Raw genomic sequence first — 11198 nt, 5'->3', positions numbered from 1 at the left:
GTTTAAACCCTTTCCACACTTAAAGCAATCTGCTCATTTTCCTCTTTAAAAGTATATATTAAATCATCACATTTATATGAGATTTCTTTTTTACAAGTTTTATCTTTTAAAGATTCTTGTAGAATTGGTGGTAAATGCTTTTTTATAAGTAGTTTCATAGGTATACCCATACCATGAGTTAAATTTTTAATAAACTTACCATCTATTTGTTTTTCATCTATAACTTTTATAAATTCAACATCAAATCCATGTTTTTTTAAAGTATCAACATATTCTTCTTTTTCTTCTAAAGACACCCATTCATCAAATTTAGAATGATAAGCAATGTATTTTGGATTTGGATATTTTGCTTGTATATTTAGATGATCTTTATTTAATGTTTCTCTAATTAGTTTTCTAGCAAGTGAAAAATAATAATGTGATTGTTTATTTGTAGTCCAAAATGTTTTATCACAACAGCATAATCTTATATTTTGAAAGAAATTAAAAGTCGCAACCGAATAATACTCGGTAAAATCAACTTCTTTGCCAAAACCTATAACCCTCCATAAATCAGTAAGGCTAACATGGGAAGAATTATCCACCACAACATCAACAAGCCAAGGAGCTAATTTTGCACATAAATTTGCCAAATATCCTCCATGAGATGCTCCAACTAAAATATGCTTTATATCCCTCCTCACAGCTTTAAAAGCGAAATTTTTTCTAATATATAAAAGAGCATTTAGTATATCTGTTGCTTGCATGATACCAAAATTTTGATATTCATTCTTTGTAGGCTGTAAACTTGCACTTAAATCTAAATGATAACTCCTATCAATCTCCCAATCATTTTTATTTTTTTGAATTTCTTTATCAAGATAATCCATAGCAGGATGAAATTCTTTAAAAGAATTAAGTTTTGATATATCATAAGGAATTTCTATACCAATAGCCTTTACACTTGTGTCAAATATAAGTCTATCAATATCATCAAGATAAATCTTAGCTCCAGTTTGAGGACGATTTCCTATGCAATGATAATTTACATTTAAAACTGCTACATTATAATTTCTAGCACAATAATCACTTATATATAAATCATCTTTTATATCCCCACCAATGCCACTTATAATACAAACAATAGCCTCTATTTCTTTACTATCATCATAAGTTAATTTAAATTCTAATTTACTTTCTCTTTTTATATTTAATTCTACATCGTCACAAGAGTCTATGAAATAGGTTTGGTTTATGAGCATGTTAAGCCTTTTAAAATTAAAATTTAATTATACTTATTTTTTATAAAAATTAAAGAGAGTTTATGAAAAATCTTTGTATTATCCCTGCGCGTGGTGGTTCCAAACGCATTCCTAGAAAAAATATCATTGATTTTTTAGGAAAACCATTGATTGCTTATAGCATAGAAAGTGCTTTAAATTCGGGTATTTTTGATGATGTGATCATTTCAAGTGATGATGAAGAAATCATCAAAGTAGCTTTAAAATACGGAGCCAAAGCTCCTTTTGTGCGTAAAAAAGAATTAAGTGATGATTATGCAAGCTCAACCGCTGTAATCCAAGATGCTATCATCACTCTAGAAAAACAAGGTAAAATCTATGAAAATGCGTGTTGCTTATACGCTACTGCGCCACTTATAGATGAGTTTATCTTGCAAAAAGCTTTCGAACAATTTAGTCAAGAAGAATGTAAATTTTTATTTTCAGCTTGTGAGTTTGAATACCCCATACAAAGAGGTTTTTACCTTGATGAACAAAACAAAGTTTATATGTTTGATGAATCAAACTATAACAAACGTTCACAAGATCTTACCAAAGCTTATCACGATGGTGGTGCATTTTACTTTGGCAAAAAAGAAGCATGGCTAGAAGAAGATTTTATGTTTAAATCTTATTCTAAAGCCTTTTTACTTCCAAGGAATAAAATTTGCGATATTGACACCTTTGAAGACTTAGAATTTGCTAAAATACTATATCAGTTTCACAAAGGTAATAAATGTTTATAAATAAAATCAAAGGTTTTAAATACCCTGATATGGAGCTTGTAAGATGGTTTTTTAAAAATAAGCTCGACACTTTGAAAAATGCAAAAGTTTTAGAATTTGCCTCTCATAATGGCAATAATCTTTCTTTATTTGCAAATTATGATTATGAATGTATCGGCGTAGAACTTAGTAAACAAAATCATGAAAACGCTATTTATAATTTTAAAGAAATTATGCATTATCAAAAAGCAAGTTTTTTTAATGAAAATATGCTTGATTTTGCTAAAAATCATCAAAATATAAATGCGGATGTATTGTTAATACCTAATGTAATTAATTATATTAGCAAAGATGAATTTAAAATTTTACTGCAAGATACAAAACAAAACAACCTATATCAAACAAATAAATTAGGATATGCTCATTTTTTCTTAAGAGCAAGAAGTGTTAAAGATCATCGCTACGGACTTGGAGAAAAATTAAAAAACGGTAGTTTTATTTTAAACTATGATGAATTTAGTGGTGAGAAAAATTGTCTTTGCACGGCATATCAAGAACATGAACTTGTAGAAATTTTAAAAGAGAATTTAAATTTATATGATTTTGAAGTTATCACAAGTGAAAATATCAATATAAAAAATAAAGTTTATATCAAAGATAGCGATATAATCATCTATGGTAAAATCACTAAGGAGTAAAAATGTACTTAAGAGATTTAAAAGGTTTAAAATTTCCAGATTTAGCTGTAATTAAATTCTTTTTTAAACAAGGACTACATCAAAAAAGCAACCAAAAAGTTTTGGAATTTGCCTGTTCTAATGGCAATAATCTTTCTTTATTTGCAAATTATGATTATGAATGTATCGGAGTTGATTTAAATCAAGAAAATATTAACAATGCTAATTACAATTTCAAAGAAGTAATTCAATGCAAAAACTATCAGTTTTTTCATGATGATATCTTAGAATTTCCCTTAAAAAATCCAAATATTAACGCAGATATTTTTATGATTCCCAATGTGATTAACTATCTTTTGAAAGAAGATTTTTTAAAATTATTAAAAATTTCAAAAGAAAATTCTATGTATAAAGAAAATGCTTTGTTTTTTTTAAGAACAAGAAGCATAAAAGATTATAGGTATGGCTATGGAGAAAAAATAGCTCATAATTGTTTTAAAATCACAAATGATAACACCACAGGAGAGCTTGGATGCATAAACACTCTCTACCAAGAATACGAACTTGTAGAAATTTTAAAAGAATATTTAAATTTATATAATTTTAAAGTACTTACTTATGAAAATACCAATATCATGGGAGAAGATGAAAGATTAGTTAATGATAGCGATATTGTAATTTATGGAAAAATTAAGTGAAAATAGCCATTATGCAGCCAACCTTTAACCCATGGCTTGGCTATATATACATGATACAAAGTGTTGATACTTTTGTCTTTTTAGATAATGTGCAATTTGAACGCAGATCGTGGCAAAATAGAAATAAAATTAAATTACAAGATAAAACCTTTTTACTAGGATTAAACTTACAAAAAGCACCACAAAAAACATTACTTCAAGATATATTATTTGAAAAAGATGATAAATGGAAAATTAAATTTTTAAAAACTATTCATCATGCTTACTCTAAAAGTATTAATTTTAATAAATACTACAATATCTTAGAAAAAGCTTTATTTAAACATACACATTTAGCACAATTTAACATGGAGTTAATCAAAATATATTGTGAACACTTAAACATTAAAACTCCTATTTTACAAACTTCTTCTTTAAATTTAAAAAACGAAAAAAAAGAAAAATTACTACTTGAAATTTGTCAAACATTAAAAGCTGATCATTACCTCTCTCCAGAAGGCTCAAAAAACTACCTTGAAAAAGAAGCGGCAAAAGAAATTTTTAAAAATGCAAATATAAAAATTGAATATTTTGATTTTATCCATCCAACCTATACTCAATTGGGTGTAAATTTTATAGCTTATTTGGGAATTTTAGATTTTTTATTTAACGAAAAAGAGCCTTGTATCAAATTTCAAGAATGTGTCAAAATAAACGAGTGTAATAATGAGAGTTCTTTTTAGAAGCGATAGTTCTAGCGCTATAGGACACGGACATATCAAAAGAGATCTTTTGTTAGCTAAACAATACCAAGATGTATCTTTTGCTTGTTTACCACTAAAAGGCTCTTTAATAGATGAAATTCCTTATCCTGTATATGAGCTAACAAGTGCTAGTATATATGAACTCATCAATCTCATCAAAAAGGAAAATTTTGATCTTTTAATCATTGATCATTATGAGATCACTGCAGATGATGAAAAACTCATTAAACTGGAGACAGGAATTAAAATTCTTAGCTTTGATGATGAGATAAAAGAACATTTTTGCGATATTTTACTTAATGTCAATGCTTATGCTAAAGAAAGTGATTATGAAAATTTAGTACCAAAATATTGTGAATTAAGATGTGGCTTTTCCTATGCTCTAATACGCGATGAGTTTTATCAAGAAAGCAAGATAAAAAGAGATAAAATTTATGATTATTTTATCTGTATAGGGGGAAGCGATCCAAAAAATATTTCCTTGGATATAGCAAATAAACTAAATAAAAATAAAACTGTCATCATAGCTACCACAAAAGCAAATTCTCATCTAAACTTACTTCAAAAATTAAGCCAAAAAAACCCTAATATACAAATTCTCATTGACCATCCTAGCCTTGCTAGATTAATGAATGAAAGTAAAAAACTCATCATTAGCGCAAGCTCATTAGTCAATGAAGCTTTGATTTTAAAAGCAAATTTTAAAGCCATAGCTTATGCTAAAAATCAAGAAAAACTTGCAACTTGGCTTGCTAAAAAAGGCTATGAAGTGGAGAATTTTATATGAAAATAATTATTGCTACTCTTAGACAACATAATATCAACAATTTCTACAAAATAAAAGAATTATATAAAACATACACTTTTTATCTCATAACAAAAAAAGATGATCTTACTTTAGAAAAAATAACAAAAATAAATCCAGATTACATATTCTTCCCGCATTGGTCTTTCTATATACCTCAAGAAATTTACAATAACTATCAATGTATTATTTTCCACCTTGGAAATTTACCATTTGGAAGAGGAGGCTCACCTTTACAAAATTTAATCATAAGAGGTGTATATAAAAGCAAAATTTGTGCTTTAAAAGCTTGTGATACATTAGATGGTGGAGAAATATATCTAAAACACAATATTAGTTTTAAAATTTCAAATGCACAACGAATTTATGAAAAAATCTCAAAAATCATATTCTTTAAACTAATACCAAGAATTTTACATACAAAAATCAACCCTCGCATACAAAAAGGGAAAGTAGTAATTTTCAAAAGAAGAACAAAAGAACAAAGTAATATCAATACACTCGAAAATCCAAATTTGATAAAAATATATGATTTTATACGCATGCTTGATGCCATTGATTATCCAAAAGCTTTTTTGGAATTTGAAAATATAAAAATGGTTTTTCAAAACGCAAAAAAACACAATAATAAAATAAAAGCAGAGGTAATATTTTATGAAAAATAACAAAATTTTAATTATAGCAGCCCACCCAGATGATGAAGTTTTAGGATGCTTTGGAACTATAGCAAAATACATTCAACAAGGGTATGAAGCTTATACTTTAATACTTGGAGAAGGCAAAACAAGCAGAGATATAAATAGCAAAAATGAACAAGAAATTTTAGAAGATGAGTTATTTAAAGCAAATAATCTTTTAGGTATTAAAAAAGTTTTTAGAAAATTTTTTCCTGATAATGCTTTTGACAAAATACCATTGCTAGAAATAGTCAAAAGTATAGAAGAAGTTAAAAATGAAATTAAACCAAATATAATTTTTACACATTATGAAAAAGATCTTAATATAGATCATCAAATTACATATAAAGCAACAATTACTGCTACAAGATCTCTACAAGAAGAAAGCGTTAAAGAAATTTATAGTTTTGAAATTCTTTCAAGTACAGAATGGAATTATCCATTAAGCTTTCAACCTGATGTATTTTTTGATATTAGCGCGACACTTGATTTGAAACTAAAAGCTATGTCTTTTTATCAATCAGAACTAAGAAATTATCCTCACCCAAGAAGCTTAGAGGGGATAAAAATCAATGCGCAATACCAAGGAATGAGAGTTGGTCTTCAATATGCTGAAGTGTTTAAAAGTGTAAAGGTTATAAAGTGATTTTTTATAAAAATTTTACTAATCTTACAAAAGAAGAAAAAAAAGAAATTTTTTATATAAGAAATTCTCCAAATATCTCTAAATTTATGAAAACAAAAAATATAAATTATAAAAACCACTTAATATTTTTAAAAGAACTAAACAAAAGTAAAAACAAAAAATATTTTTTATTGATAAAAAATAACGAGAAGCTAGGAGTAATATATTTTAACAATATCATAAATTTATCCTGTGAATTTGGGCTTTATGGTATAAAAAAAGGTATAGGCGAGCTTTTAATGCAAGAAGTTAAAAACTATGCTTTTAATATTTTAAAAGTTCAAACTTTAAACGCTTGTGTTTTCAAAGAAAACACAAAAGCTTTAAATTTATATTTAAAACATGGTTTTAAAATTATTAAAGAAGATAATAATTTTTATTTTGTAAATTTAAACAATCCTCACAGGGATATTATTTTTTAAAAGCTCATTTTTAACATCATTTGGAGTATATTGACTAAAATGAAATATAAAAGCACCTGCTAATGCATTTGCACCAAGTTGTATAGCTTTTACTCCATCTTGAGGATTAGAAAGTCCTCCATTGATAATAAGTGGGATTTTTAATTTACCTTTAAAATATTCCAGTAATTCCCAATCATACCCTAAAGAACTTCCTTCTTTATCAACACTTGTTAAAAGTATCTCCCCTGCTCCCAAAGACTCATATTTTAATGCAAGTTCTAACGGATCAATATCTAAAATTTCATTATTAAAAACTTTAAATTTATTTTTATCTTTTTTTACATCAATTGAACATACTACACAAGAACTTCCAAAAGTATTTGCTACTTTTTTAATAAAATCTGGATCTTGTAAAGCCATAGAATTAATGCTGATTTTATCTGCACCTATATCTAGCAATTTTCTAATATCTTCTAAAGTTCTAATCCCACCTCCAATAGTTAAAGGCATAAAACACTCATTAGCTATATCTTCTAAGCTTTCAAAATCTATAACGCCATTTTTATTAATATCCAAAACTATAAGCTCATCAACATTTCTAGCATTATATATCCTAGCTGTGCTTATTACATGCCCAATAGTCCTAAAAGAAGAAAAATTGATACTTTTTACAAGCTGATGATCTTTTAATAACACGCAAGGTATGATTCTTGTTTTAAGCATATTAGGCCTTTAAATTTGCAAAATTTTCCAAAAGTTTCAAACCCACATTTTGGCTTTTTTCAGGGTGAAATTGCACAGCAAAAATATTATCTTTTTCAAAACTTGCACAAAAAGGTTTTTCATACTCACAAAAAGAAGTTTCCACCCTCTCTAAACATTCTACATAATAAGAATGCACAAAATAAAAATCACTTTTTTCTAAAATTCCATCAAATAACTTGCTTTTTTTATCACTAAATTGTAAATCATCCCAACCACTGTGCAATAATTTTTCTTTACTTAAATCAAATTTCAAAACCTTTGCTTTTATAAAATCAAGCCCTTCACACTCTCCGCCCTCATATCCCTTACTGGAAAAAAGTTGCATACCAAGACAAATTCCTAAAATAGGCTTTTTATCTTTTAAAACACATTCTTTTAAAAGCTCATCTAGTGCAAGTTTTTTTAAATTTTCCATACCTTGTTTAAAAGATCCAACGCCTGGCAAAACTAATTTAGAAGCATTTTTTATATCTTCTTTTTTAGAACTTATAATCACTTCTTGATTAAGTTTTTCAAAAGCTTTTAAAACAGATTTAAAATTTCCAAGATGATAATCAACAATACAAATCATTTCAAAATAAACTCATCTTTTTTTATCAACGACCCATCACTATCTCTTAAGAATTTACCATTTTCATCGCGTTTAAATATCTTTTTATTAGTAAAAGAATCTACAATTTTTTCAAATTCTTTTTCACTAAAACCACTAAATTCCAAATACTTCTTAATAGCCTTTTTAGGTGGCTTTCCATCATATTTATTTACAAGTCTCACACCCTCTTCACGGCTAATATAGCCAAGTCTTATATCCAAACACGCATTATCTGTAGCTCTTCCAAAACCATATTTGCAGTATTTTAAATAATCATGCACATGATTTGAATAACAATCTAAATTTTCAAAATTCTCATAAGTAGTTTCAACTGGTTTTGTACTAGTTTTAAAACCATTTTCTTGAGCTAATTTTAAATTATACTTATAATCCCATTTAAAATAATATCCCAAAAATAACCCTGTAACTCCTACTCTTTGAAGCTCTTCATCACTTGGATAAGTGTAAAAATATAAATCCTTCTCTCTAATACCATCAACTCCAATCATATCAGAAATTCTATTACCCAAAAGTCCGCCAAATTCTTCAAGCCACTCTCTACCTAAAGTGTTTTTTTCTTTAGAACTAGCTGGCCCACCATATTCAATCTGCGGACTTTCCCCCCAAATAATCAAAGGAATGTCAAAAGCAACAGCTACTTTTGGAACACAAGTAAAAATCCCCAAATGGTTTTGCCATTCATTATCGCCCGTTCTTACAAAAGCTTCACGGGATAATTTTTTATATACCAAAGGATTTCTTTTTATATGGATCAAATCAACACCAAGATTGTTTAAATTTTTTAAATTCTTTTTACCTATTTTAGTAGGGATACTTGGTTCAAAACAAACACACAAAGGATTAAGCCCAAGCTCAAGACATTTTAAAACTTGAAAAGTAGAATCCTTACCGCCACTTACTCCTATAACACAATCATACACGGGGTGTTTTTTATATTTTTTCACAAGTTCTAGAAATTCTTTTTCACGCTCTTGCCAATTTATCTCATGATTTTTCGCTTCTTGCGAGCAACACGCATCACAAATTCCCTCATCATTAAAATGCAAATCAGGCTTAGTATCTGGCATAACGCATTTTTTACAAAATTTCATATTAACTCCAAAAAAATATTTATAATCATCATAAATCGACTATGATTATATTTTCTAAAGCTAAATAAATTTTATTTTGTTACAATTTTTTTATTTAAAGGTTTATAGATTATGGATTTAACTTTACTTCCTTATATGATTATAGGGATTTTTTCAGGTATGGCTTCAGGGGTTTTTGGTATAGGTGGTGGTATGATTATCGTTCCTTTCATGCTTACTTTAGGGCTCAGCTCTCACCATGCTGTTGCAATTTCTGTTGTACAAATGATTTTTGCTTCTATTTTTGGTTCTTATTTAAACTATAAAAAGAAAAATTTAATCTTAAAAGATGGACTCATCATAGGCTTTGGAGGCTTTTTAGGTGCGATGTTTAGTGGGCTTTTGCTCTCATATTTTTCAGATATAACTTTAACAAGTATTTTTCTATGCGTGAGTATTGTATTTTTTTTAAAATTTGCTTTTAATCAAAAAAGCTCCATTGGAAACATCAACCACTCTAATATCTTAAAAAATTCCATTTTGCTAATTTGTGGCGTATTTACAGGAATTTTTGCTATATCTTTAGGGATTGGCGGTGGGCTTTTAATCACCCCTATTCTAGCTTATTTTTTAGGCTATGATACTAAAAAAGTAGTGCCGCTTAGCTTATTTTTTGTGATTTTTGCTTCCATTTCAGGAATTAGTTCTTTTGTATATAATGACATCATTGATAAAGAAGTCTTGCAAAATGGAAGCTTAGTAGGACTTAGTTCTATGCTAGGGGTTTATCTTGGTATTAAAATCATGGAAAAAATCAACCTTAAATCCCACCGCATAGCACTTTTGGGCATCTACACTCTTTCTATAACTATGACTATTATAAGCTTGATTAAAAAGCTAAATTTATTTTAATCTATCAGCAAATTTTTGTCTGTTAGAAGTATAGACAAAGCTTAAAACTTCCGCCACTGCTTTAAAAAGCTCTGGTGGGATAAGATCATTTACCTCACATGCTTTATAAAGTTCTCTTGCTAAAGGAGGATTTTCATAAATCATCACATTATATTCATATGCCATATCTTTTATACGCAAAGCTAAAAAGTCCACTCCTTTAGCTAAAACTTTTGGCGCAGCTTCTTTAGAACTATCATAACGCAAAGCAACCGCATAGTGAGTGGGGTTAGTAATCACCACATCAGCACTAGCGACATCTTGTACCATTCTGCGTCTTGCTGCTTCCATTTGCAAACGACGAATTCTTCCTTTTACCAAAGGATCTCCTTCACTTTGTTTATATTCATCTTTGATTTCTTGTTTGCTCATACGCAAATTTTTAAAGTACTGATACCTTACCAAAAGCACATCTAAAAGTCCAATAACCAAAAAAGCTATAATCACAATAGCCGCAAGGATAATAGCCTTATCCCTAAGCCATAAAAGTTGTGGATAAATCGTATAAAGCTCCACTCTAGGAAGTTCTTTCATAAATTGTAATAAAAAAACAAAGGCTATTCCAAAAACCACTCCAACTTTAAGAGTAATTTTTAAAGCTTCAATGATTTTTTTCAAAGAAAAAAGATTTTTAAGACCATTAATAGGGTTAATTTTGTTAAAATTTGGAGTAATAGGCTTGGTGGTAAAAATAAAACCAAATTGCATTAAATTCCCAAGTACACCTGCAACCATAATCGTTAAAGTAATAGGTAAAATCATAATAAACATTTCTATCATGGTTTTTATAATAATTTTTTGCAAGATTTTTAAATCAAGTTCTATACCTATAAAACTTTGATAAAACCTATACAAACCGCTAATTCTCTCACCTATAAAAGGCAACATAAACAACACCACAACCACAGCTATAACAAGCACAGCCACAGCAGATGCATCTTGGCTTTTTGGGACATTGCCCTCTTTACGAGCATCTTCTATTTTCTTGGACGTGGGTTCTTCTGTTTTTTCTTGATCATCAGCAGCCATAAAAAACCTTTAAATTTTTAAAGCAAAATTATAGCATTTAATCCGAGTATCAACAAATTTGACTACTTGGATTTAGCTTATCCCAGCCACTAAAACT

At 28.2% G+C, this 11198-nt stretch carries 14 protein-coding genes; 9 read left to right on the top strand and 5 right to left on the bottom strand.

Annotated features, from left to right (window positions below):
* Window positions 1-2: 2 nt before the first annotated feature.
* Complete coding sequence (locus L8X24_RS02035; RefSeq protein WP_263663388.1) at window positions 3-1241, bottom strand: DUF2920 family protein; 1239 nt, start codon at window positions 1239-1241, stop codon at window positions 3-5.
* Between the two features lie 62 nt (window positions 1242-1303).
* Here L8X24_RS02035 and pseF point away from each other — a divergent pair, with 62 nt between their 5' ends.
* From pseF to pseH, 8 genes are read left to right on the top strand one after another with little or no spacing between them, the layout of a single operon-like run.
* Window positions 1304-2005: a pseudaminic acid cytidylyltransferase gene (gene pseF / locus L8X24_RS02030; RefSeq protein WP_263663387.1), complete on the top strand. Its 702-nt coding sequence runs from the start codon at window positions 1304-1306 to the stop codon at window positions 2003-2005.
* Entirely contained in the window at window positions 1996-2682 is a 687-nt protein-coding gene (locus L8X24_RS02025) for a class I SAM-dependent methyltransferase (protein WP_263663386.1), read from the top strand. The genes pseF and L8X24_RS02025 overlap by 10 nt, the downstream gene beginning before the upstream one ends.
* Before the next feature lie 2 nt (window positions 2683-2684).
* A complete protein-coding gene (locus L8X24_RS02020; RefSeq protein WP_263663385.1) occupies window positions 2685-3359 on the top strand; it encodes a class I SAM-dependent methyltransferase in 675 nt (224 codons plus the stop codon).
* Entirely contained in the window at window positions 3356-4081 is a 726-nt protein-coding gene (locus tag L8X24_RS02015; RefSeq protein WP_173787027.1) for a WbqC family protein, read from the top strand. Before L8X24_RS02020 ends, L8X24_RS02015 begins: the two co-directional genes overlap by 4 nt.
* Window positions 4065-4889 (top strand): UDP-2,4-diacetamido-2,4,6-trideoxy-beta-L-altropyranose hydrolase, encoded by an 825-nt coding sequence (pseG, locus tag L8X24_RS02010; protein ID WP_263663384.1) that lies wholly within the window; start codon window positions 4065-4067, stop codon window positions 4887-4889. Before L8X24_RS02015 ends, pseG begins: the two co-directional genes overlap by 17 nt.
* The gene (locus L8X24_RS02005; protein WP_173787029.1) at window positions 4886-5572 is read left to right on the top strand and encodes a methionyl-tRNA formyltransferase; all 687 of its coding nucleotides are present in this window, start codon (window positions 4886-4888) and stop codon (window positions 5570-5572) included. The genes pseG and L8X24_RS02005 overlap by 4 nt, the downstream gene beginning before the upstream one ends.
* A complete protein-coding gene (locus L8X24_RS02000; protein WP_263663381.1) occupies window positions 5562-6230 on the top strand; it encodes a PIG-L deacetylase family protein in 669 nt (222 codons plus the stop codon). The genes L8X24_RS02005 and L8X24_RS02000 overlap by 11 nt, the downstream gene beginning before the upstream one ends.
* On the top strand, window positions 6227-6691 hold the full coding sequence (pseH, locus tag L8X24_RS01995; RefSeq protein WP_173787031.1) for a UDP-4-amino-4,6-dideoxy-N-acetyl-beta-L-altrosamine N-acetyltransferase: 465 nt from the start codon (window positions 6227-6229) through the stop codon (window positions 6689-6691). The genes L8X24_RS02000 and pseH overlap by 4 nt, the downstream gene beginning before the upstream one ends.
* Here pseH and L8X24_RS01990 read toward each other — a convergent pair.
* Genes L8X24_RS01990 through L8X24_RS01980 form a run of 3 tightly spaced genes read right to left on the bottom strand, consistent with a single transcriptional unit; the run spans window position 6659 to window position 9142 of the window.
* A complete protein-coding gene (locus L8X24_RS01990) occupies window positions 6659-7396 on the bottom strand; it encodes a HisA/HisF-related TIM barrel protein (RefSeq protein WP_263663379.1) in 738 nt (245 codons plus the stop codon). The two genes, pseH and L8X24_RS01990, sit on opposite strands and share 33 nt — an antisense overlap.
* A 1-nt stretch (window position 7397) precedes the next feature.
* A complete protein-coding gene (gene hisH, locus L8X24_RS01985) occupies window positions 7398-8009 on the bottom strand; it encodes an imidazole glycerol phosphate synthase subunit HisH (protein ID WP_263663377.1) in 612 nt (203 codons plus the stop codon).
* On the bottom strand, window positions 8006-9142 hold the full coding sequence (locus L8X24_RS01980) for an N-acetyl sugar amidotransferase (protein WP_263663376.1): 1137 nt from the start codon (window positions 9140-9142) through the stop codon (window positions 8006-8008). The genes hisH and L8X24_RS01980 overlap by 4 nt, the downstream gene beginning before the upstream one ends.
* A gap of 111 nt (window positions 9143-9253) precedes the next feature.
* On the opposite strand from L8X24_RS01980, the gene L8X24_RS01975 reads away from it, so the two are divergent.
* Window positions 9254-10033 carry a sulfite exporter TauE/SafE family protein gene (locus L8X24_RS01975; RefSeq protein WP_263663374.1) on the top strand — a complete coding sequence of 260 codons (780 nt, stop codon included), beginning with the start codon at window positions 9254-9256 and terminating at the stop codon, window positions 10031-10033.
* Here L8X24_RS01975 and flhB read toward each other — a convergent pair.
* Window positions 10025-11101, bottom strand: a complete 1077-nt coding sequence (gene flhB, locus L8X24_RS01970) for a flagellar biosynthesis protein FlhB (RefSeq protein WP_263663373.1) — start codon at window positions 11099-11101, stop codon at window positions 10025-10027. The genes L8X24_RS01975 and flhB overlap by 9 nt on opposite strands.
* Window positions 11102-11198: the final 97 nt, after the last annotated feature.

Source organism: Campylobacter sp. CNRCH_2015_0814 (assembly GCF_025772765.1).
In the GTDB taxonomy this organism is placed as follows: Bacteria; Campylobacterota; Campylobacteria; order Campylobacterales; family Campylobacteraceae; genus Campylobacter_D.
The sequence above is the reverse complement of the archived record's forward strand: the minus strand, read 5'-3'. Positions and strand labels throughout refer to the sequence as shown.